This window comes from Pararhodobacter zhoushanensis (assembly GCF_025949695.1).
In the GTDB taxonomy this organism is placed as follows: Bacteria; Pseudomonadota; Alphaproteobacteria; order Rhodobacterales; family Rhodobacteraceae; genus Pararhodobacter; species Pararhodobacter zhoushanensis_A.
The window spans coordinates 3071182-3092058 of sequence record NZ_JAPDFL010000001.1 but is presented as its reverse complement, the minus strand read 5'-3'; the positions used below and the strand labels follow the sequence as shown (position 1 = coordinate 3092058).

Genomic DNA, 20877 nt, shown 5'->3' with positions numbered 1-20877 from the left:
GGGGAACAGGGAGGGTGCCGTATGGTGATGGCCGATCTGGGCGATGTGCGCCTGAACTACCGACTGGATGGCGACCCCAAAGGCGCGCCTGTGGTGCTGATCCACGCGCTGGGAACCGACCTGCGGCTGTGGGATGCGCTGGTGCCCCTGTTGCCGCCGGGCCTGCTGATCCTGCGCTATTCGCTGCGCGGCCATGGCGAGTCGAGCGTGCCGCCCGCGCCCTATTCCATGGGCGCGCTGGTGCGCGATGCCGAGCGGATGATGGACCATGTCGGCATGCGCGATGCGCTGGTGGTCGGGCTGTCCATTGGCGGGCTGATCGCGCAGGGGCTGGCGGTCAAGCGGCTGGATCTGGTGCGTGCGGTGGTGCTGTCGAACACCGCCGCCAAGATCGGCACGGCCGGGATGTGGCAGCAACGGATCGAAGCGATCAAGGCCGAGGGTCTGGACAGCATCGCCGACGCCACGCTGGAGCGCTGGTTCGCCCGCAGTTTCCGCCAGACGCCGCAGGCGCTGGCCTGCCGCGAGCGGCTCGTCAGCACACCGGTCGAAGGCTATTGTGGCTGTGCGGCGGCGATTGCGGGGACGGATTTTTACACGCCGACCTCGGGCCTGCGCCTGCCGCTTCTGGCGATTTCGGGTTCTGAGGATGGCTCGACCCCGCCCGATCTGGTGCGCGAAACCGCCGATCTGGTGCCCGGCTCGCGTTTTGCGCTGATCCGGGGCGCGGGACATCTGCCCTGTGTGGACCAGCCGCAGGCCTATGCCGAAACTCTCACCCAGTTCCTGCACGAGACCGGGCATGTCCGCCCAGCCTGAGCGCGCCGCGCGCCAGACCCTGCCGGTTCTGTTCATTCTGATCACGCTGGCGCTGGATGCCATCGGCTTTGGCCTGATCATGCCGGTGATGCCGGATCTGCTGCGTGAGGTAACCGGCGAGGATCTGGCCCATGCTGCGCTCTGGGGCGGGGTGCTTACCGGCGGGTTCGCCGTGATGCAGGTGCTGTGCGGCCCGATGATCGGCAATCTGAGCGACCGTTTCGGCCGCAAGCCGGTGCTCCTGCTGTCACTGGCCGTGCTGTCGGCGGACTATCTGGTGCTGGCGCTGGCCGGGACCATCTGGCTGGTGTTTCTGGCCCGGCTGATCAATGGCGTGACCTCGGCCACCTATGGCACGGCGACGGCCTATATCGCCGATATCTCGACGCCTGAGCAGAAGGCGCAGCGCTTCGGGCTGATCGGCGCGGCCTTTGGCGCGGGCTTCATCATGGGACCGGCGCTTGGCGGGATGCTGGCGGAATTCGGCACCCGCGCGCCGTTCTATGCCGCTGCTGTCGTCGCCGCGCTGAACCTTGGCTTTGGGGCACTTGTGATGCGCGAATCCCTGACGCCGACCAACCGTCGCAGCTTTTCGTGGCGCCGGGCCAACCCGTTCGGCGCGTTCAAATCCATCGGCAAACTGCCCGGGCTGGGGCGCTTTCTGACGATCTACGCCGCCTTCGAATTCGCCTTCATCGTCTATCCCGTCATCTGGACCTATTTCGCCATCGCGCGCTTTGGCTGGACACCCAGTCAGGTCGGCGGGTCTCTGGCGCTGTACGGGCTGGGCATGGTGCTGGTGCAGGGCGTGCTGATCCGCGTTGCCATCAGGTCGCTGGGCCGCAGGGGCGCAATGCTTGTCGGTGCCCTGGCCGCGCTGGTGTCGTTCAGCGCGCTGGCGGTGATCGACAGTGGCACCGTGGCGATGATGTTGATCCCGCTGTCGTCGCTGTCCGGGCTGGTGTCGCCCGCGCTGCGGGCCGAGATGTCGGACCGGGTTGCGGCCAACCAGCAGGGCGAATTGCAAGGCGCGCTGGCTTCGTTGCACGCCATTGGCATGATCGGGGCACCGCTGGTCTATACGCAGGTCTTTGCCCGCTTCAGCGGGGATCAGGCAATCCTTGACCTGCCGGGCATGGTGTTCATCATACCCGCAGCCTTGAGCCTGATGGCGCTGCTCCTGCTGCGCCCTGCCCAAGAACGGAGCCCGGTATGAACCTGTCCTCTCTCGCCCTTGCGCGCGCCGACGCGGGCCGGCCTGTCCGCACCGCGCTGATCGGCGCGGGCAAGTTCGGCTCGATGTTTCTGGCGCAGGTGCCGCATATCGCGGGGCTGCAGGTCACCCATATCGCGGATCTGGACCCCGACCGCGCCCGCGCCGCCTGCCGCGCGGTGGGCTGGACGCAGGAGCGTATCGCCGCGACAGTGTTCGTCGAGGACGGGCTGGCCGTGGCGCAAAGCGGGGCCGAGGTGGTGATCGAAGCCACCGGCGCGCCCGAGGCCGGGCTTAATCACGCCCGCGCCGCGCTGGATGCCGGGCAGCATGTGGTGATGGTGAATGTCGAGGCCGACGTGCTGGCCGGTCCCGTGCTGGCCGCACAGGCGCGCGCAGCCGGATTGGTCTATTCCATGGCCTACGGCGATCAGCCCGCGCTGGTGGCCGAGATGGTCGATTGGGCGCGCGCCGCCGGGTTCAGCGTGGCGGCGGCGGGGAAGGGGACGAAATACCTGCCCGCGTATCACCACGTCACTCCGGATGGCGTCTGGCCGCACTATGGCCTGACGTCCGAGGAAGCCGCCGCCGCCGGGATGAACCCGCAGATGTTCAACTCTTTTCTCGATGGCACCAAATCCGCCATCGAGATGTCAGCGATCGCCAATGCCTGCGGGCTGGATGTCCCGGCCTCGGGCCTGCAGTTCCCGCCCTGTGGTGTTGATGATCTAGCGCAGGTGCTGCGGCCCCGTTCGGTCGGCGGGCAGCTGGACGGCGAGGGGGTGGTCGAAGTGGTCTCGTCGCTGGAGCGCGACGGGCGGCCGGTGTTCCGCGATCTGCGCTGGGGTGTCTACGTGATCCTCAAGGCGCAGAACGACTATGCGGCGGCGTGTTTCAGGCAATACGGGCTGCCGACCGACGCGACCGGGCACTACGCGGCGATGTACAAGCCCTTCCACCTGATCGGGATGGAGCTGTCGGTCAGCGTTCTGTCGGCTGCGCTGCGCGGCGAGCCGACCGGGGCCACGCGGGCATGGCGCGGGGACGCGGTGGCGGTGGCCAAGAAAGACCTCAAGGCCGGTGAGATGCTGGATGGCGAGGGCGGCTATACCGTCTGGGGCAAGGCCTGTCCGGCCAGCCATTCAGCCCGGCAGGCGCTGCTGCCCATCGGGCTGGCGCATAAAGTACGCCTGCGCCGGGATATTCCAATCGGCCAGATTTTGAGCATGGACGACGTGGAACTGGACGAGATCCCTGACCGGCGTACGCCTGCGGCGCGAGATGCTTGTCGCGGCGTCGGGGGCTGTCTAGGCTGCACGGGGTGGCGCTTGCGTAGCGGCCGGTTCGGGCCGCAAAGAAGTGCCTGTTTGAAAATCCGTACTTGAGCTTTTGATCACATTTTCGCAGTGTTTTGGCAGGGACCTTCAGAGTCCACACCCCGCTCCCCCGCAAGGGGCCCAACAGAGAGTAAACGGATGACCAAACTTCTGACGACGACCGCTGTGGTCGCCCTGACTGCGAACGTTGGCATTGCCCAGGCGCAAGAGGTTGTGAACGTCTACAACTGGTCCGACTATATCGCCGAAGAGACGCTGGCAGGCTTCACCGCCGCGACCGGCATTCAGGTCAACTATGACGTCTATGATTCGAACGACACGCTGGAAGCGCGCATGCTGGCCGGCTCGTCGGGCTTCGATGTCGTGGTGCCGACCGGCAACTACCTGCAGCGTCAGATCGCAGCGGGCGTCTATCAGCCGCTGAACCGCGAGCTGCTGCCGAATCTGGCCAACATGGACCCGCATCTGATGGAGTTGTCCGCCGCGTTCGATCCCGAAAACGCGCATGCGGTGGTCTATCTGTGGGGCACCACGGGCATCGGCTATAACCTCGCGGCAGTGCGTGAGCGTCTGGGCGATGATTTCGAGGTCAACAGCTGGTCGATGGTCTTTGATCCCGAGACCGCCTCGAAACTGGCCGATTGCGGCATCGCGTTCCTTGATGACCACACCGAAATCCTGCCGCCCGCGCTGCGCTATCTGGGCCTCGACCCGCTGAGCACCGATCCCGCCGATCTGGAAGCCGCGGTGGCGATGCTGGAAACCGTCCGCCCGAGCCTGCGCTATTTCCACTCGTCGCAGTATATCTCGGATCTTGCCAACGGTGAGATCTGCGTTGCAGTTGGCTGGTCGGGCGACATTCTGCAGGCCGCGGCACGCGCCGAAGAAGCGGGCAATGGCATCGAAATCGGCTACGCCATTCCCGATGAGGGCGCGAACCTGTGGTTCGACATGATGGCGATCCCCGCCGATGCGCCGCACCCCGAAGCCGCGCATGCCTTCATCAATTACATGATGGACGCCGAAGTCGCTGCCGCCAACACCAACTATGTGCAATACCCCAACGCCAACGCGGCCTCGACGCCGATGATCGACGCCGAAGTGCTCGACAACCCGTCGATCTATCCCTCGGCGGCTGCGCAGGCCAATTTCTGGACCCTGCAACCGCATAACGCGCGCACTGACCGGCTGATCTCGCGTCTGTGGACGCGGCTGCGCACCGGCCAATAAGCCCTGCACCCCGTCCGCACCCAGGTGCGGGCGGGGTTTCCCTTTTGGTGGAGGCGACGCGATGACCAGCAATCCCGCGATTGCAGCGAATACCCGGCCCTGGACCAATCCAGCTGCCAAGCCCTTTATTTCCATCCAGAATATTACCAAACGCTTTGGCGATTTCACCGCTGTGAACGATGTCAGTCTGGACATCTATCAGGGCGAGCTGTTCTGCCTGCTGGGTGGGTCTGGCTGTGGCAAGTCCACCCTGCTGCGCATGCTCGCCGGGTTCGAGACGCCGACGGCGGGCAAGATCCTGATCGACGGTCAGGACATGGCGCGCGTGCCGGCAGACAAGCGGCCCACCAACATGATGTTCCAGTCCTACGCGCTGTTCCCGCATATGAGCGTGGAAAAGAACGTGGCCTATGGCCTTCTGCGCGAAGGTAAATCCAAGGCCGAGGCCTATGCCCGCGTTGCCGAGATGCTCAAGCTGGTCAAGCTGGAGGCCTATGGCCGCCGCAAGCCGCACCAGCTGTCGGGCGGCCAGCGGCAGCGCGTCGCACTGGCCCGCGCACTGATCAAGCAGCCCAAGCTCTTGCTGCTGGACGAGCCCTTGGGCGCGCTGGACAAGAAGCTGCGCGAAGAGACGCAGTTTGAACTGATCAACATTCAGGAAACGCTGGGCGTGACCTTTATCGTCGTCACCCATGATCAGGACGAGGCGATGACACTCGCCACCCGCATCGGTGTGATGAGCGAGGGCATCATCACCCAGATCGGCGAACCGCGTGACATTTACGAGACCCCGCGGTCGCGGTTTGTCGCTGATTTCATTGGCTCGGTGAACCTGTTCGAAGGCAAGGTCGGCCCCGCCGCCCCCGACTTCATGCGGGTCGAGACCGAAGATCTGGGCCCACTCAACGTGCTGCCGGTGCCGGGTCTGACGCAGGGCCAGACCGTCTGGCTGGCGATCCGCCCCGAACGCGCCTGGCTGACGCGGACGCGCCCGCCCGAGGCGATCAACTCGGTCCCCGGCGTGGTGCGCGATATGGGCTATGTCGGGCATATGTCGTCTTACGTCGTGCGGCTGGCCAATGGCCGGCTGGTGCGCGTGACGCAGGCCAATGAGGGCCGCCGCGAGAACCCGATCAGCTGGGACGAACAGGTCACCGTCAGCTTCGAGCCCGCCGATATCCGGGTGCTGACCGAATGAGCGCTCTGGACGCCCCCCGCAGGCCAGCTGGCTGCGCCCGGTGCTCATGGGGCTGGCGGGGCTTGTCGTCGTGGCGCTGATCGGCTGGCTGGCGCTGCCGGTCAATATCGCCGTGCTGCTCACCAGCCTCGTCGCCGTGGCGCTCGCCTGTCTGGCTTTCACGCGCTTCATGGGCTGGTCCGACCGCTGGATGGTCATCGCCATCCCGCTGGTCTGGTTCATCACCTTCTTTCTGGTGCCCTTTTTCGTGCTGGGCCGGATCTCGCTGTCCGAGGTGGCGATTGCCATTCCGCCCTATACCGCGCTGTGGGAACGCGCGCCCGATGGTACGCTGGAGATCATCGCCAGCTTTGACAACTATTTGTTCCTGCTCAGCGATTCGCTCTACGTCAGCGCCTATCTGTCGTCGATCAAGATCGCGGCGATCTCGACCGTGCTGGCGCTGCTGCTGGGCTATCCCATCGCCTATTACATCGCCCGCTCGCCCGAGCCGCGCCGCTCGATCCTGCTGTTGATGGTGATCCTGCCGTTCTGGACCTCGTTCTTGCTGCGCGTCTATGCGTGGATCGGGTTCTTGCGCCGCGATGGGGTGATCAACAACATCCTCAGCTGGCTGGGCGTGATCGACGAGCCCTTGGTGATGATGCAGACCGATTTCGCGGTCTATATCGGCATCGTCTACACCTACCTGCCGTTCATGATCCTGCCGCTCTATGCGACGCTGGTGAAGCTGGACGACGCGCTGCTGGAAGCCGCCAGCGATCTGGGGGCCACGCCGACGGTGACCTTCCTGACCGTGACCCTGCCGCTGTCGCTGCCGGGGATCATCGCGGGCTCGATGCTGGTGTTCATCCCGGCGATTGGCGAATACGTCATCCCGACGCTGCTGGGCGGACCCGATACGCTGATGATCGGGCGGGTGCTGTGGGACGAGTTCTTCTCGTCGCGCGACTGGCCCGTGGCCTCTGCGGTGGCGATTGTCATGCTGATTCTGGTAGTGGTGCCGATCATGTGGCTGCAAGCGGTGCAGAACCGGCAGGAGAAAAACGCATGAAACGCGGATGGTTCCTGCCGATTGTGGCAACGCTGGGCTTTGGCTTTCTCTATGCGCCAATCGTGTCGCTGATCGTCTTCTCGTTCAACGAGAGCCGGTTGGTGACGGTCTGGGGCGGCTTCTCGACGCGCTGGTACGGCGAGTTGCTCAACGACGGGCAGATGCTGGCCGCGGCGTGGATCAGCCTGAAGGTGGCCACCATCGCGGCGACGCTGGCCACGGTGATCGGTACGCTGGCGGCTTTCGTGCTGACCCGGTTCGGCAAGTTCCGGGGCAAGCTGTTGATGACCGGGATGATCACCGCACCGCTGGTGATGCCCGAGGTGATCACCGGCCTGTCGCTTCTCTTGCTGTTTGTGTCGATGGAAATGCTGCTGGGCTGGCCCGCCGGGCGCGGGCTGACCACGGTGGTCATCGCCCATGCCACGTTCTGCGCGGCCTATGTCGCGGTGATCGCCCAGTCCCGGCTGCGCGATATGGACGAGAGCCTTGAGGAAGCGGCCCGCGATCTGGGGGCAGGGCCGGTGCGGGTGTTCTTTGACATCACCCTGCCGGTGATCACCCCGGCGCTGATCTCGGGCTGGTTGCTGGCCTTCACGCTGTCGCTGGACGATCTGGTGGTGGCAAGCTTTGTGTCCGGCCCCGGCGCCTCGACCCTGCCGATGGTGATCTTCTCGAAGGTGCGGCTGGGGGTCAGCCCGGATGTGAACGCGCTGGCGACGATCATCATCGTGATCGTGGCGGTGGCGGTGACCATCGCGGGTGTGTTGCTGATGCGCCAGTCCAAGACGGCGCGGTAAAAGGAAGAAGGGGGCTGTCAGCCCCCTCTTTGGCTGACGCCAAATTCACCCCCGAGGATATTTTCAGACAGATGGTGTGGCGCGGTCAGCCGCCGCCGATGATTGCGCCAGCGGCAAAGACCAGCGCGCCCCCGAGAACCACCTGCAGTGCGGCGCGCACGAAGGGGGTTTCCATATAGCGGTTTTGGATCCAGGCGATGACCCAAAGCTCGACGAACACGACGACCATCGCGATCACCGTGGCGGTCCAGAAATGCGGGATCAGATAGGGCAGGGCGTGCCCCAGCCCGCCCAGCGTGGTCATCACCCCGGCGGCAAGGCCGCGCTTGTAGGGCGAGCCGCGCCCTGAGAGCTGGCCGTCGTCGCTGGCAGCCTCGGTAAAGCCCATCGAGATCCCCGCCCCGATCGAGGCGGCAAGGCCGACGAGGAAGGTGGTGTGGGTGTTCTGCGTGGCGAAAGCGGTGGCGAAGATCGGCGCCAGGGTTGAAACCGAGCCATCCATCAGCCCGGCCAGCCCCGGCTGCACCCAGGTCAGGATGAACTGGCGGTGGGCGGTGTCATCCTCGCCACTGCGCGTCTCGCCGTCCAGCAACTGGCCCTCAAGCACCTGCGCGGCCTCTTCATGCGCGGCTTCGGCGGCGGCGAGGTCGCCCAGCAGCTTGCGCGTCGCCGCATCCGAGGTGCGCTGCGCGGCGGCCTCGTAGAACCGCTGGGCCTGACGCTCCATCGCTTCGGCCTCGGCGCGGATCTGGTCCAGCGACATGGTGTCCATCAGCCAGACCGGCTTGCGCGCGTAATAGCCCGCGACATGCTCGCGGCGAAGCAGGGGGATCACGTCGCCAAAGCGGATGCGGTGCAGGGCGATCAGGCGCTGACGGTGGCGGTCTTCCTCTTCGGCCATGCCGTCGAACACCGCAGCCGAGGCCGGGTATTCAGTGCGCAGGCGCTCGGCATAGGTGCGATAGATGCGGGCATCGTCTTCCTCGGACGAGATCGCCAGCGCGAGGATCTCCTGTTCGGAAAGATCGCGAAACCGGCGGCGGGAGCCGTAGTTGAGGAGCATGGGGGGCCTGCGCATCTGGAGTTTGGAATGACTCTAAGCGGGCGCGGGCACGGGGGCAAGAGGCTGCGTCGCCGCGTGTCCCACGCGGTGACAGGGGCGCCGGTTGTGGGATTTCAAAGGCTTGCGCGCGTGCGTTAACCTTTTGGCAAGCTTTGTCCCGGGGGTTTGCGCCGCAGGCTACCGGGTGACGGAATAACTGGCCAGCCGGTCATGGCGTGAGAGGCCCTGCCAAGCGGCGAAGGGCCAGAGGTAATACCAGACCAGCCCCAGCGCCCCGGCGGCGGCGAGGGCGATCACCGCGCCCGGACCCGGCGCGGTGAGGTCACCGGCGATCAGCGGCACGCAGGCGAGGGCCAGCAGCGGGCCGAGGCGCAGGATCTCGCGCAGGAAGGGCCGGGGACGGGCGCCGGGCACCAGCCGCAGCCCGGCCAGACGCTTGCCCGGCGTACGCCAGCCGCGCGCGGTCAGCAGCGCCGAGACGAGGCCCAGCAGCGCCAGCGGCAAGATGTCGACCCAGAGACGGGCCGGGACCGGCTGCATCGCGGCATCGACCGGCACCACGATCCGCCGCGTGGTGCGCGGCGCGGCGTTTCGCGTGTCGGCGAGAATCATCCGTAGCTCAAAGCCGTTGGGCAGGCCATAGAGCGTGGCGGCGCAATGGCGCAGCGAATAGGGCGGGACGGTGCCCAGCGCCCGCGCCAGCCAGTCGGGCGCGGTTTCGACCTCGGTGCAGTCAAAACCGCGCAGGGCAAGCAGCGGTGTCGACAGCCGCAGGCCTCGGTCCGAAAAGGGCAGCAGCAGCACGACGGCCAGCGCCGAGGCCAGCAGCGCATCGACCGCCAGCGCCAGCAGGCGCCGCGCGAGGTGGCGGGGCGGGGTCATTGGCGGGTCACCGTGGTTTGGGCGAGGCGGTCCCATGGGGCGAGGCGGCGGACGGCGATCAGGCTCAGACCCAGCAAGGCATAGGCGAACAGCGACCAATCGACGGCGCTTTGCCAAGGCGTGCCGAGGAACCAATGCGTGTCGAGCCAGGCTTCGATCAGCGCTGGATTTTCGGACGGTGGCGCGTCGGGCCTGAGCCCTGCGACGACCAGCGGGTCGAGGGCGCAAAGCAGGCCGTAGAGCAGGAACGGGCCCAAGCGCAGCGCTTCGCGTCGGAAGCGGTGTGGTCCGGTGACGCGCAGGCCAAGCAGGCGCTTGCCGAGGCTGCCGTAGGGCTGCAGGGCCGCAAGCAGCATCAGGCAAGCGACCAGCGCGAGGGTGTGGTCGGCTGGGTGATACACTGTGCCCGAGGCATCGACGGGCAGGATCTCGACCCAGAGCGGCAGCGGGTCGAGGTCCAGGAGGGTCAGGTGGGTCAGCTTGAAATGCGCATAGGGCAGCAGGCCGAAGATCTGCGCGTGACAGAGCGATGTCTCTTGGGAAAACCGGCTTTCGCCGGGATCGCGCTGGCCTGCCTGCCAGATGTCGATCCACAGGCGCGTGTCGGCATGGTCGGCGAAGGTCTCGGCGGTCACCGGCGTGCAGGTCGTCGGTCCGAGTAGACCGGGCGGGAGCGGCAGCGCAGCCATACGACCAAGCGGCGTGGCGGCGATCAGGACAATGACGATCAGCCCGGCGATCAGCAGGTCGCCCGCCAGCGCCGCCAGCCGACGGGTCAGAAGGCGCGGGGACGCGCGGGCGGACACGCCGTCTGCGCCCGTCTCAGATATTCTCGGGCTGCGGCATGCCCAGCACGTGATAGCCGCTGTCGACCATCAGGATGTCGCCGGTGGTGCAGTTGCCATAGTCCGAGCACAGGAAGACCGCAGCGCCGCCCACCGATTCCAGCGTGGCGTTGTGCCTGAGCGGCGCGTTGGCCTCAGTGTGACGGAAGGTTTTTCGCGCGCCGCCGATGGCCGCGCCCGCCAGCGTCTTCATCGGGCCGGGCGAGACCGCATTCACCCGGATCGCCTGCGGGCCGAGGTCATTGGCGAGATAGCGCACCGAGGCTTCCAGCGCCGCTTTGGCCACGCCCATCACGTTGTAGAACGGCGTCACCCGGTTCGAGCCGCCATAGGTCAGCGTGACGATCGAGCCGCCCTCGGGCATCAGCTCGGACGCGCGGCGCGACACGTCGATCAACGAGTAGCAGGAGATGTCCAGCGAGTGCTTGAAATTGGCCCGGCTGGTGTTGATGAAGCGGCCTGCAAGTTCGGATTTATCCGAAAAAGCAATGGCGTGGATCAGGAAGTCGATGCTGCCCCAGCGGTCCTTGAGCTGGGCGAAAGCCCCGTCGAGGCTGTCGTCATTGGTGACATCCACGTCGATCAGGAAATCCGACCCGACCGAGGCCGCCAGCGGTTCGACCCGCTTGCCAAAGGCCTCACCCTGATAGCTGAAGGCAAGTTCGGCGCCCTCGGCATGCAGGGCCGAGGCGATACCCCAGGCGATCGAGCGTTCGTTCGCGACGCCCATTACCAGCCCGCGTTTGCCCTTCATCAGATCGGCCATGCCGCTTACTCCTGGAATTTCGACATGACGAGCGTGGCGTTGGTGCCGCCGAAGCCAAAGCTGTTGGACAGGACCGAATCATGCTCGACTTCGCGGAACTCGGTGCAGATTTCACCGGGGTTGATCGCCGGGTCCAGCGTCGTGACGTTGATCGACGGGGCGATGAAGCCGCCTTGCAGCATGAGCAGCGAATAGATCGCCTCGTGTACGCCGGTCGCCCCAAGGCTATGGCCGGTCATCGACTTGGTCGACGAGATCGGCGGCACGTTGCCTTCGCCGAAGACGCGGCGCAGGGCCATGACTTCGGTGACGTCGCCCGCCGGCGTCGAGGTGCCATGCGCGTTGACATAGGTGATCTTGCGGCCTTCGGGCAGCGTGTCGATCGCCAGTTTCATCGAACGCTCGCCGCCCTCACCGGAGGGGGCGACCATGTCGTGACCATCCGAGGTGGCGCCATAGCCGGTGACTTCGGCATAGATCTTGGCACCGCGGGCCAGCGCGTGGTTCAGCTCTTCCAGCACCACAACGCCGCCACCACCGGCAATCACGAACCCGTCGCGCGAGGCGTCGAAGGGGCGCGAGGCCGTGGTTGGCGCGTCGTTGTATTTCGACGACATGGCCCCCATCGCGTCGAACAGGCACGACAGCGTCCAGTCGAGTTCCTCGCCGCCGCCAGCAAAGACGATGTCCTGCTTGCCCATCTGGATCAGCTCGGCACCGTTGCCGATGCAATGCGCCGAGGTCGAGCAGGCCGAGGTGATGGAATAGTTGACGCCCTTGATCTTGAACGGCGTGGCCAGACAGGCCGAGTTGGTCGAGGACATGCCGCGCGTGACCATGAAGGGGCCCATGCGCTTGGGCGCGCCCTTTTCGATCACGATGTTATGCGCCACGAACAGGTTCGACGTCGACGGCCCGCCCGAGCCCATGACCAGACCCGAGCGCTCATTGGACACTTCGGCCTCGGTCAGGCCGGAATCGGTGATCGCCTGCTGCATCGCCAGAAAGTTATAGGCCGCACCCGGCCCCATGAAACGCAGGTCACGCTTGTCGATATGGGCGGCCAGATCGATCTGCGGCATGCCGTGGATCTGACTGCGGAACCCGTGCTCGACATAGTCCGGTGCCGCGACAATGCCCGAACGGCCAGCGCGCAGGCTGGCTTCAACGTCGGCAGCGGTGTTGCCGATGGGCGAGATGATACCGATACCGGTAATGACGACACGGCGCATGGGAACTCCCTGTTTTCCTAGCATCGGGTGTTTACAAACCCTGCGCCGAAAACGCTACCGCTTTATTGCGGGCGCGCCTAGCGCCGGTCGGTGCCAGAGGTTGCGGCTGCGGACGGGGGCGCTGCCCCCGGTCGGGCCTTGCCCGACTCCCCGGGATATTTGCAGAGCAAAGAGGGCGCGTTAATAGAGGGTTAACCATGCGCCTCTTTGCTCCCTAAATATCCTGGGGGTGAGGGCCGGCACGGCCCGAGGGGGCTAGCCCCCTCGCTTTTGTCTGGTCTCAGCTCTCGGACAGCGCGACCTTCATGTCCTTGACGATATAGATTACCTCGCCATCCGCCTCGACGATGCCGTCGGCGACGCCCATCGTCAGGCGACGGGTCTGAATGGCCTTGGTGAAATCCACCTTATAGGTCAGCATCTTGCGATCCGGGCGCACCATGCCGGTCAGTTTGACCTCGCCGACACCCAGCGCATAGCCGCGACCCAGCCAGCCGCGCCAGCCCAGATTGAAGCCGGTCAGCTGCCACAGGCCGTCCAGGCCCAGGCAACCTGGCATGATCGGATTGCCGGGAAAGTGGCACTCGAAAAACCAAAGATCCGGGGTGATGTCGAACTCGGCGACCACATGCCCCTTGCCGTGCAACCCGCCATCGCCCGAAATCTCGGTGATGCGGTCCATCATCAGCATCGGCGGGGCGGGCAACTGGGCATTGCCGGGGCCGAACAACTCGCCGCGCGCGCAGGCCAGCAGGGCCTCTTTGTCGAACTGGCTGGGGTATTGCGACATTGATCGGGATCCTCCGGGTCTGTTTCAACCCCTCTAGCACCCAAGTTTCCGGCGTGACAAGGCTCGCGGCGCGCGCAGGACGCCGGGGAAGGGTGCGCGCGCCTCAGGCATTGAAGTTATATGTCTGTAGGCCTTATAAGAAGGGATGATCCGTGAATTCGCTCCCCAGACCGCCCAGGCCCAGGACCGCGCTGCCGATTGGCTGACCGCTGCGGGTCTGCGTCCGACCCGTCAACGCCAGACGCTTGCCGCGTTGTTGATCGGTGATGGCCAGAACCGGCACGTCACGGCCGAGAGCCTTTATGCCGCCGCGCTCGACGCGGATGAGAAGGTGTCGCTGGCGACGGTGTACAACACCTTGCGGGCGTTCTGCGCAGCCGGGCTTTTGAACGAGATCACCGTCGATGCGTCGCGCAGCTATTTCGACACGCGGATCGACGATCATCCGCATTATTTCTGGGAAGACACGCAATTGCTGACCGATGCGCCCTCTGACCAGCTGGAAATCCTGCGCCTGCCCGAAGCGCCCGAGGGCTGCGAGGTCTCGCGCGTTGATGTGGTGATCCGCCTGCGTCGCAGCACCTGAATGCTGTCCTACCAGCACCTGTATCACGCCGGGAATCTGGCGGATGTGCATAAGCACGCCTTGCTGTCCTGGACGCTGGCCTATCTGGCCGCCAAGGACAAACCGCTCACCTATCTCGAAAGCCACGCCGGCCGGGGCCTGTATGACCTGGGCGCGCCCGAGGCGCTGAAAACCGGCGAGGCGGCACAAGGGATCGGTCGGCTCGAACGGGCCTTTGACCCCGACCACCCCTACCGGCGCGTGCTGGCGGCAGTGCGCGCGGAAAATGGCCCCAATGCCTATCCCGGCTCGCCGCTGATTGCGGCAACGCTGTTGCGCGCCACGGATTCGGTGCATCTGGCCGAGCGTCACCCGCAGGAGTTCGCCGCCCTGTCCGAAGCGATGATGCCCTTTGCCGTGCGGGTGCACGCGGCAGACGGGTTCACCAAAGTGCAGGAACTGACGCCGCCGACACCCCGGCGCGGGATGCTGCTGATCGATCCCAGCTTCGAGACGGCAGGCGATTACGACGGCATGGCGCGGTATATCGGGCTGGTGGCGCGTAAATGGAACGTCGGGATTATCGCGCTTTGGTATCCGATCCTGAGCGACGGGCGCCACAAGCCAATGCTGTCGGCGCTGGTTGAGGCCCATCAGGGCGCCTTGCGTCACGAAGTGCGCTTTCCGCCTGCGCGCGAGGGGCACGGAATGATCGGCTCGGGCCTCTTTGTGATCAACCCTCCCTGGGGGCTGAGCGAAGAAGCGGCGCGCGTGGCGGCTGTTTTCGGGTCTGTTAAAAAGTAGGGGGGGCCTTCAGCCCCCTCTTCGGCTAAAGCCGAATTCACCCCCGAGGATATTTGCAGCATAAAGTTGGGCGTTAGGATTCTGTTAACCAACTTTATGCCTGAAATATCCCGGGGGCGGGCCGGAACGGCCCGGGTCGGGGGCAGCGCCCCCGCGCGGCGCGAGCCCCCTCGATGGGGGCGAGCGCCGCCACTCCCTGCTCAGGGATGCAGGAGGCGGTCAAACAGCGAGTCCAGAAAACCTTCGGCGCCGTCCATCGGGTCCTTGTCGCCGCGGATCAGGCGGATCTGGGCATCGAAATCGGCGTAATGCTGGGTCAGGGCCCAGATCGAGAAGATCAGGTGATAGGGGTCAACGGCGGCCAGTTGTCCGGCGGCGATCCATCGGCGAGATCAGCGCGGCGCGGTCATCGACAAGGGCTTTCAGATCGCCCGCTATTTCATCCGACAGGCGCGGTGCCCCCTGCAGCACTTCATTGGCAAAGAGCCGGCTTTCGCGCGGGTAGTCGCGCGACAGTTGCAGCTTGCGGCGCATGTAGCCCATGATCTCGCCACGCGGATCGCCTGCCGGGTTCATCGCGCGCAGCGGGGCAAGCCAGATGTCGAGGAGTTCGTCCAGCAAGGCGCGGTGCATCGCTTCCTTGCTGTCGAAATAATACAGCAGATTGGGTTTCGACAGACCCGCGACGCCCGCGATCTGATCCAGCGTGGCGCCGCGAAACCCTTGGGCCGAGAAGACCTCGAGCGCCGCGTCGAGGATCTTGCGCCGGTTGCGGCGCTGGATGCGGGTCGTCATGCGGGCGCGCCGGGGTCGATGCCGATACCGCGCAGGATGATGCTGCACACGGTTTCGGTGGCATCGTCCCACTGGTCGGCCTCAAGCGGGCCATGGTTCAGCGTTTCGATCTGATGGGCGAAATCGGCATAATGCTGGGTGGTGGCCCAGATCATGTACAACAGCCAGCGCGGCTCGACCGGACGGATCGCGCCCTGGGCGATCCAGCGGCGGATCACGGCAACGCGGGTCTCAGTCCAGCTGCGCAGTGTGGTTTCCAGATAGTCCTGAATGATCGGCGCGCCGTGCAGCACCTCATTCGCCCAGACCTTGGAGCCATAGCGGTAATCGCGCGACAGCTGCATCTTGCGCTCGATGTAGCGGCGCAGGGCGACTTCGGGCGTGGCATCGGTATCGAAGCTGTCGGCGGCTTCGAGCCAGACGGTAAAGATCCGCTCAACCACGCGGCGGTAGAGCTTTTCCTTGGACGAGAAGTAGTAATGCAGGTTGGCCTTGGGCAACCCGCAGGAATCGGCGATGGCCTGCATCGTGGCCCCGCCGAACCCGGCCTCGGCGAAAATACCTTCGGCGGCATCAAGGATGGCCCGTTCGGTTTCTTCGCGCATTTCGGCGCGGGTGCCCGATTTTTCAGCGCCCTCGGTCTGAGCCATGCGCGCTCTGCTCCTCGTTTTTCCGCCGCCCCTAAACGACCTTGACTGGTTGGTCAGGTCTGCTAGCGTCGTCCCATACCCGGCCTTTTATGCCTGAGTTTTGTTGAGAATAGGCCCGGGCGTGCGCCGTGACAACCCGGCCTGCCGCAGTGCTTTGGAGAGAATGATGCGCCAATATCATCCCCCAGCTTGTGCCGCGCGCGCTGCTCAATTTAGCGCCAGAGGCCAGCGGAAACGCTGACAGAGGGTCCGCGAGACGTAGCAAGGAAGGAAACGCCATGACCGCCCCCGCCGCAAACCTGCGCATCAACCCTGACCGGCTGTGGGACAGTCTGGAGGACATGGCCAAGATCGGCCCCGGCATCGCCGGTGGTAACAACCGTCAGACGCTGACCGATGAGGACGGCGAGGGTCGTGCATTGTTCCAGCGCTGGTGCGAGGCCGCCGGAATGACCATGGGCGTCGACCAGATCGGCACCATGTTCGCCACCCGTCCGGGCACCGACCCCGACGCGCTGCCGGTCTATATGGGCAGCCATCTCGACACCCAGCCGACGGGCGGCAAGTATGACGGCGTGCTGGGGGTGCTGGGCGCGCTGGAAGCGGTGCGCACGATGGAAGATCTGGGCATCCGGACCAAGCATCCCATCGTCATCGTCAACTGGACCAACGAAGAGGGCACGCGCTTTGCGCCGGCGATGCTGGCCTCGGGGGTGTTTTCGGGGCGGCACACGCTGGAATGGGCGAATGACCGGGTCGATGCCAAGGGCAAGAAATTCGGCGACGAGCTGGAGCGGATTGGCTGGAAGGGCACCGAGAAAGTCGGCGACCGCAAGATGCACGCGATGTTCGAGCTGCACATCGAGCAGGGGCCGATTCTGGAGGCCGAGGGCAAGGATATCGGTGTGGTCACGCATGGGCAGGGCCTGCGCTGGATCGAATGCACGGTGACCGGCAAGGAAAGCCACACAGGCTCGACCCCGATGGCGATGCGCAAGAACGCCGGGCGCGGTCTGGCGCTGGTTACCGAACTGGTGCACGAGATCGCGATGAAGAACCAGCCGAACGCGGTGGGGGCGATCGGGCATATCGACGTCTATCCCAATTCGCGCAACATCATCCCCGGCAAGGTGGTGTTCACCATCGACATGCGCACGCATATCCTGAGCAAACTCAATGCCATGGTCGAAGAGCTGATGGCCCGCGCGCCGCAGCTTTGCGCCGAGATCGGCGTGGAGTTCTCGGCCGAGATCGTCGGCCAGTTCGATCCGCCCGCGTTTGATGAGGGCTGTGTGTCGGCCGTGCGGCGGGCGGCGGAACGGCTGGGCTACAGCCATATGGATATCGTCTCGGGCGCCGGGCATGATGCGTGCTGGATCAACGATGTGGCCCCGACGGCGATGATCATGTGCCCCTGCGTCGACGGGCTGTCGCATAACGAGGCCGAGGAGATTTCCAAGGACTGGGCGGCGGCAGGTACGGATGTGTTGCTGCACGCAGTGCTGGAGACGGCGGTGGTGGTCGGGTGAGCGGGTGCGGCGCGGCTCGGGGCCGGGTGGCCCCTCGCCGCGCCGGTGGGGGCCAGCCCCCACACCCCTGCCGGGAGGATTTTCCATCCTCCCGGACCCTCCTGGAGGATATTTGAAGAGCAAAGATGGCGCAGCAGGCGGTGAGTGACGGGATGGAACGGCGGATCGGGCGGCTCTTGGCCGCCGAGATCGCGGCGTTCGATGCGTCCTCACCGGTTGGGGCGCTGACGCTGGAGGCATTCCAGCGTCGCCGTGTAAAGCGGCACCGGGCGATTACGGTGAATTTCTCGGGCGGGATCACGCAGACCTGCTGGACGGTGATCCGGTCGGATGGCTGCTACAGCGTGATTTTTCTGCCCGACGCGGGCTATTTTTCGCTGTGCGTGGACAGCGATTTCGGTCCGCTGGACATTGGGGTGCATGGCGCGGCCTTGGGCTGCTTTGCATCAGTTTGACGAAGAACAGGGGAGCGACAATGAGCACGGTCATCAAGAACGGCACCATCGTAACAGCGGATCTGACCTATAAGGCCGATGTATTGGTCGAGGGCGGTGTGATCACCCAGATCGGGCAGGGCCTGACAGGCGACACCGAGCTGGACGCGACGGGGTGTTATGTGATGCCCGGCGGTATTGATCCGCACACGCATCTGGAGATGCCCTTCATGGGCACCTATTCCACCGATGACTTTGAGAGCGGCACGCGCGCGGCCCTGGCCGGGGGCACCACGATGGTGGTCGATTTCGCGCTGCCCAGCCCGGGGCAGGGGCTGCTGGATGCGTTGCAGATGTGGGACAACAAATCGACCCGCGCCAATTGCGACTATTCCTTCCACATGGCGGTGACCTGGTGGGGGGAGCAGGTTTTCGACGAGATGAAGACGGTGGTGCAGGACCGCGGCATCAACACGTTCAAGCATTTCATGGCCTATAAGGGCTCGCTGATGGTGAACGATGACGAGATGTTCGCCTCGTTCCAGCGGCTGGCCGAGCTGGGCGCGATCGCCATGGTGCATGCCGAGAATGGCGACGTGGTGGCCGAGCTGACCACCAAGCTGCTGGCGCAGGGCAACACCGGGCCCGAGGGCCACGCCTATTCCCGCCCGCCGCAGGTCGAGGGCGAGGCGACCAACCGCGCGATCATGATCGCCGATATGGCCGGCGTCCCGCTTTACGTCGTGCACACGAGCTGCGAGGAAAGCCACGAGGCCATCCGCCGCGCCAAACAGGCGGGCAAACGCGTCTGGGGCGAGCCCTTGATCCAGCATCTGACGCTGGACGAGAGCGAATATTTCAACCCCGACTGGGACCACGCCGCCCGCCGCGTGATGAGCCCGCCGTTCCGCAACAAGCAGCATCAGGACAGCCTGTGGGCGGGTCTGCAATCGGGCAGCCTGAGCTGTGTGGCGACCGACCATTGCGCCTTTACCACCGAGCAGAAGCGCTATGGCGTTGGTGACTTCTCCAAGATCCCCAACGGCACCGGCGGTCTTGAGGACCGGCTGCCGATGCTGTGGACCTACGGCGTCAACACCGGGCGGCTGACGATGAATGAATTCGTCGCCGTCACCTCGACCAACATTGCCAAGATCATGAACATGTACCCCAGAAAGGGCGCGGTTCTGGTCGGCGCGGATGCCGATCTGGTGGTCTGGGATCCGGCCAAGGAAAAGACGATCAGCGCGGGCAACCAGCAATCCGCGATTGATTACAACGTGTTCGAGGGGCATTCGGTCAAAGGCCTGCCGCGCTTTACCCTGACGCGGGGCAAGGTAGCCGTGCATGACGGCGAAATCCGCACCGAGGAAGGCCACGGCAAATTCGTGCGTCGCGATGCCAACAGTTCGGTCAGTCAGGCGCTGTCGAGCTGGAAAGAGCTGACCGCGCCCCGCCCGGTGCAGCGCGCGGGCATTCCGGCGACGGGGGTGTGATGCGCCCGACGCTGGACAGGGTGCTGGAGACGGCGGTCTATGTCGACGATCTCGACACCGCCGAGGCGTTTTATGCTGGCGTGCTGGGACTTGAGGTTGTCCTCAAAACGCCCGGCCAGCACGTCTTTTTCCGCTGTGGCGGCACGATTGTGCTGACCTTTCTTCCCGGCGTTACCCGCGCGCAAGCGGGGAAGGGGCCGCTGCCCGTACCGCCGCACGGGGCTGAGGGGGCAGGGCATATCTGCTTTGCCGCACAGGGGCCGGCGCTTGACCACTGGGTGTCGCACTTGAGGGCGGCGGGGGTGGCCATCGAAGCCGACTTTCACTGGCCCAACGGGGCGCGGTCGATTTACGTGCGCGACCCGGCGGGTAATTCCGTCGAATTCGCCGAACCGAAACTTTGGGAGATCCCTGCGTGAGCGATGTCGCTGTCCCGCCTGTTGTCATCGAAGCGCAAGGTCTGAACCTGACCTTCACCACGAATGACGGCCCCGTCCATGCGCTCAAGGATATCAACCTGAGCATCCACAAAGGCGAATTCGTCAGCTTCATCGGCCCGTCGGGCTGTGGCAAGACGACCTTTTTGCGCACGATTGCCGATCTGGAACAGCCCACGGGCGGGACGCTCAGCGTCAACGGGATGAGCGCCTCCGAGGCCCGCAAGGCGCGCGCTTACGGCTATGTGTTTCAGGCGGCGGGGCTGTATCCGTGGCGCACGATCGAGGGGAACGTCCGGCTTCCGCTTGAAATCATGGGGTTTTCCAAAGCCGATCAGGCCGAGCGCGCCAAGCGGGTGCTGGAGCTGGTCGAGTTGTCGGGGTTCGAGAAGAAATTTCCCTGGCAGTTGTCGGGCGGCATGCAGCAGCGCGCGTCCATCGCCCGCGCGCTGGCCTTTGACGCCGATATCCTGCTGATGGACGAGCCGTTCGGCGCGCTCGACGAGATCGTGCGCGACCGGCTGAATGAGGAGTTGCTCAAGCTCTGGGCGCGCACGCAGAAGACCATCGGCTTTGTCACCCACTCGATCCCCGAGGCGGTTTATCTCAGCACGAAGATCGTGGTGATGTCGCCGCGCCCCGGCCGGATCACCGACATCATCGACAGCCCGCTACCCAAGGAACGCCCGCTGGAAATCCGCGACAGTCCCGAGTTTATCGCCATCGCCCACCGGGTGCGCGAGGGGCTCAGGGCGGGGTATGAGGAGGCGGGCGAGTGATTCTTCGCATCTTGAAGTTTGGCGCGCTTGTAATGCTGATTGCCCCCGGTGTGATTTCGGGGCCCTTGGCCCTGGCCGCGTTCGCAGCATACCGAGATCAGAACTGCAGCACATGGCCCGATGCCGGAGATTGCCACGACGCAAGGTCCGTGGCTCTCG

21 protein-coding genes and 1 pseudogene are annotated in these 20877 nt (G+C 65.2%); 14 read left to right on the top strand and 8 right to left on the bottom strand.

Translation table 11 applies throughout. The features are described from left to right. The first annotated feature begins 21 nt into the window (after positions 1-21). The 7 genes from pcaD (at position 22) to OKW52_RS15440 (ending at position 7651) form a co-directional block, all read left to right on the top strand. Complete coding sequence (gene pcaD, locus OKW52_RS15470) at positions 22-819, top strand: 3-oxoadipate enol-lactonase (RefSeq protein WP_264506502.1); 798 nt, start codon at positions 22-24, stop codon at positions 817-819. Further along, positions 803-2035: a TCR/Tet family MFS transporter gene (locus OKW52_RS15465; protein WP_264506501.1), complete on the top strand. Its 1233-nt coding sequence runs from the start codon at positions 803-805 to the stop codon at positions 2033-2035. Before pcaD ends, OKW52_RS15465 begins: the two co-directional genes overlap by 17 nt. Further along, positions 2032-3417, top strand: coding sequence for an NAD(P)H-dependent oxidoreductase (locus OKW52_RS15460; protein WP_264506500.1), 1386 nt, complete (start codon positions 2032-2034; stop codon positions 3415-3417). The genes OKW52_RS15465 and OKW52_RS15460 overlap by 4 nt, the downstream gene beginning before the upstream one ends. Positions 3418-3507: 90 nt before the next feature. After that, a complete protein-coding gene (locus OKW52_RS15455; RefSeq protein ID WP_264506499.1) occupies positions 3508-4599 on the top strand; it encodes a polyamine ABC transporter substrate-binding protein in 1092 nt (363 codons plus the stop codon). Positions 4600-4660: 61 nt separating this feature from the next. Continuing rightward, the gene (locus OKW52_RS15450; RefSeq protein ID WP_264506498.1) at positions 4661-5797 is read left to right on the top strand and encodes an ABC transporter ATP-binding protein; all 1137 of its coding nucleotides are present in this window, start codon (positions 4661-4663) and stop codon (positions 5795-5797) included. A gap of 169 nt (positions 5798-5966) precedes the next feature. Further along, positions 5967-6851, top strand: a complete 885-nt coding sequence (locus tag OKW52_RS15445; protein WP_264507721.1) for an ABC transporter permease subunit — start codon at positions 5967-5969, stop codon at positions 6849-6851. Next, positions 6848-7651, top strand: a complete 804-nt coding sequence (locus OKW52_RS15440) for an ABC transporter permease subunit (protein WP_127107581.1) — start codon at positions 6848-6850, stop codon at positions 7649-7651. The genes OKW52_RS15445 and OKW52_RS15440 overlap by 4 nt, the downstream gene beginning before the upstream one ends. A gap of 85 nt (positions 7652-7736) precedes the next feature. Here OKW52_RS15440 and mbfA read toward each other — a convergent pair whose 3' ends face one another. The 6 genes from mbfA to fabA all read right to left on the bottom strand — a co-directional run bounded on the left by mbfA (position 7737) and on the right by fabA (position 13229). Continuing rightward, a complete protein-coding gene (mbfA, locus tag OKW52_RS15435) occupies positions 7737-8714 on the bottom strand; it encodes an iron exporter MbfA (RefSeq protein WP_264506497.1) in 978 nt (325 codons plus the stop codon). 177 nt (positions 8715-8891) lie between these two features. Next, positions 8892-9596, bottom strand: a complete 705-nt coding sequence (locus OKW52_RS15430) for a hypothetical protein (protein ID WP_264506496.1) — start codon at positions 9594-9596, stop codon at positions 8892-8894. Beyond that, on the bottom strand, positions 9593-10402 hold the full coding sequence (locus OKW52_RS15425) for a hypothetical protein (RefSeq protein ID WP_264506495.1): 810 nt from the start codon (positions 10400-10402) through the stop codon (positions 9593-9595). Before OKW52_RS15425 ends, OKW52_RS15430 begins: the two co-directional genes overlap by 4 nt. Before the next feature lie 16 nt (positions 10403-10418). Then, entirely contained in the window at positions 10419-11207 is a 789-nt protein-coding gene (locus OKW52_RS15420) for an enoyl-ACP reductase FabI (protein WP_264506494.1), read from the bottom strand. Positions 11208-11212: 5 nt separating this feature from the next. After that, entirely contained in the window at positions 11213-12439 is a 1227-nt protein-coding gene (gene fabB / locus OKW52_RS15415; RefSeq protein WP_264506493.1) for a beta-ketoacyl-ACP synthase I, read from the bottom strand. Positions 12440-12719: 280 nt separating this feature from the next. After that, on the bottom strand, positions 12720-13229 hold the full coding sequence (gene fabA / locus OKW52_RS15410; protein WP_127107571.1) for a bifunctional 3-hydroxydecanoyl-ACP dehydratase/trans-2-decenoyl-ACP isomerase: 510 nt from the start codon (positions 13227-13229) through the stop codon (positions 12720-12722). A gap of 145 nt (positions 13230-13374) precedes the next feature. Here fabA and irr point away from each other — a divergent pair, with 145 nt between their 5' ends. Next, positions 13375-13815 (top strand): Fur family transcriptional regulator Irr, encoded by a 441-nt coding sequence (irr, locus tag OKW52_RS15405; RefSeq protein ID WP_127107569.1) that lies wholly within the window; start codon positions 13375-13377, stop codon positions 13813-13815. After that, on the top strand, positions 13816-14598 hold the full coding sequence (locus tag OKW52_RS15400) for a 23S rRNA (adenine(2030)-N(6))-methyltransferase RlmJ (protein ID WP_264506492.1): 783 nt from the start codon (positions 13816-13818) through the stop codon (positions 14596-14598). Positions 14599-14798: 200 nt separating this feature from the next. Here the strand turns inward: OKW52_RS15400 and OKW52_RS15395 are convergent. Together OKW52_RS15395 and OKW52_RS15390 are read right to left on the bottom strand one after the other, a co-directional pair. Continuing rightward, a pseudogene (locus OKW52_RS15395) lies at positions 14799-15393 on the bottom strand (TetR family transcriptional regulator C-terminal domain-containing protein). Continuing rightward, positions 15390-16043 (bottom strand): TetR/AcrR family transcriptional regulator, encoded by a 654-nt coding sequence (locus OKW52_RS15390; RefSeq protein WP_127107563.1) that lies wholly within the window; start codon positions 16041-16043, stop codon positions 15390-15392. The pseudogene OKW52_RS15395 and the gene OKW52_RS15390 overlap by 4 nt, the downstream one beginning before the upstream one ends. Positions 16044-16321: 278 nt before the next feature. Between OKW52_RS15390 and OKW52_RS15385 the strand changes: the two genes are divergently transcribed. From OKW52_RS15385 to OKW52_RS15365, 5 genes are all read left to right on the top strand, one after another. Further along, on the top strand, positions 16322-17572 hold the full coding sequence (locus OKW52_RS15385) for a Zn-dependent hydrolase (RefSeq protein ID WP_264506491.1): 1251 nt from the start codon (positions 16322-16324) through the stop codon (positions 17570-17572). A 125-nt stretch (positions 17573-17697) separates the two neighbouring features. Further along, on the top strand, positions 17698-18027 hold the full coding sequence (locus tag OKW52_RS15380) for a hypothetical protein (RefSeq protein WP_264506490.1): 330 nt from the start codon (positions 17698-17700) through the stop codon (positions 18025-18027). Positions 18028-18047: 20 nt separating this feature from the next. Then, the gene (hydA, locus tag OKW52_RS15375) at positions 18048-19502 is read left to right on the top strand and encodes a dihydropyrimidinase (protein ID WP_264506489.1); all 1455 of its coding nucleotides are present in this window, start codon (positions 18048-18050) and stop codon (positions 19500-19502) included. Beyond that, positions 19502-19921 (top strand): VOC family protein, encoded by a 420-nt coding sequence (locus tag OKW52_RS15370; RefSeq protein WP_264506488.1) that lies wholly within the window; start codon positions 19502-19504, stop codon positions 19919-19921. Before hydA ends, OKW52_RS15370 begins: the two co-directional genes overlap by 1 nt. Beyond that, positions 19918-20718, top strand: coding sequence for an ABC transporter ATP-binding protein (locus OKW52_RS15365; RefSeq protein ID WP_264506487.1), 801 nt, complete (start codon positions 19918-19920; stop codon positions 20716-20718). The genes OKW52_RS15370 and OKW52_RS15365 overlap by 4 nt, the downstream gene beginning before the upstream one ends. Positions 20719-20877: the final 159 nt, after the last annotated feature.

What these genes read in the sequence shown, in the direction of transcription:
- OKW52_RS15460 (WP_264506500.1), top strand. Translation starts at nt 2,032, where the DNA reads ATGAACCTGTCCTCTCTCGCCCTTGCGCGCGCCGACGCGGGCCGGCCT.
- OKW52_RS15380 (WP_264506490.1), top strand. Translation starts at nt 17,698, where the DNA reads ATGGCGCAGCAGGCGGTGAGTGACGGGATGGAACGGCGGATCGGGCGG.
- OKW52_RS15455 (WP_264506499.1), top strand. Translation starts at nt 3,508, where the DNA reads ATGACCAAACTTCTGACGACGACCGCTGTGGTCGCCCTGACTGCGAAC.
- irr (WP_127107569.1), top strand. Translation starts at nt 13,375, where the DNA reads ATGATCCGTGAATTCGCTCCCCAGACCGCCCAGGCCCAGGACCGCGCT.
- OKW52_RS15385 (WP_264506491.1), top strand. Translation starts at nt 16,322, where the DNA reads ATGACCGCCCCCGCCGCAAACCTGCGCATCAACCCTGACCGGCTGTGG.
- OKW52_RS15390 (WP_127107563.1), bottom strand. Translation starts at nt 16,043, where the DNA reads ATGGCTCAGACCGAGGGCGCTGAAAAATCGGGCACCCGCGCCGAAATG.
- OKW52_RS15430 (WP_264506496.1), bottom strand. Translation starts at nt 9,596, where the DNA reads ATGACCCCGCCCCGCCACCTCGCGCGGCGCCTGCTGGCGCTGGCGGTC.
- fabA (WP_127107571.1), bottom strand. Translation starts at nt 13,229, where the DNA reads ATGTCGCAATACCCCAGCCAGTTCGACAAAGAGGCCCTGCTGGCCTGC.
- OKW52_RS15450 (WP_264506498.1), top strand. Translation starts at nt 4,661, where the DNA reads ATGACCAGCAATCCCGCGATTGCAGCGAATACCCGGCCCTGGACCAAT.
- pcaD (WP_264506502.1), top strand. Translation starts at nt 22, where the DNA reads ATGGTGATGGCCGATCTGGGCGATGTGCGCCTGAACTACCGACTGGAT.
- fabB (WP_264506493.1), bottom strand. Translation starts at nt 12,439, where the DNA reads ATGCGCCGTGTCGTCATTACCGGTATCGGTATCATCTCGCCCATCGGC.
- OKW52_RS15420 (WP_264506494.1), bottom strand. Translation starts at nt 11,207, where the DNA reads ATGGCCGATCTGATGAAGGGCAAACGCGGGCTGGTAATGGGCGTCGCG.
- OKW52_RS15465 (WP_264506501.1), top strand. Translation starts at nt 803, where the DNA reads ATGTCCGCCCAGCCTGAGCGCGCCGCGCGCCAGACCCTGCCGGTTCTG.
- OKW52_RS15445 (WP_264507721.1), top strand. Translation starts at nt 5,967, where the DNA reads ATGGGCTGGTCCGACCGCTGGATGGTCATCGCCATCCCGCTGGTCTGG.
- mbfA (WP_264506497.1), bottom strand. Translation starts at nt 8,714, where the DNA reads ATGCTCCTCAACTACGGCTCCCGCCGCCGGTTTCGCGATCTTTCCGAA.
- OKW52_RS15400 (WP_264506492.1), top strand. Translation starts at nt 13,816, where the DNA reads ATGCTGTCCTACCAGCACCTGTATCACGCCGGGAATCTGGCGGATGTG.
- hydA (WP_264506489.1), top strand. Translation starts at nt 18,048, where the DNA reads ATGAGCACGGTCATCAAGAACGGCACCATCGTAACAGCGGATCTGACC.
- OKW52_RS15440 (WP_127107581.1), top strand. Translation starts at nt 6,848, where the DNA reads ATGAAACGCGGATGGTTCCTGCCGATTGTGGCAACGCTGGGCTTTGGC.
- OKW52_RS15370 (WP_264506488.1), top strand. Translation starts at nt 19,502, where the DNA reads ATGCGCCCGACGCTGGACAGGGTGCTGGAGACGGCGGTCTATGTCGAC.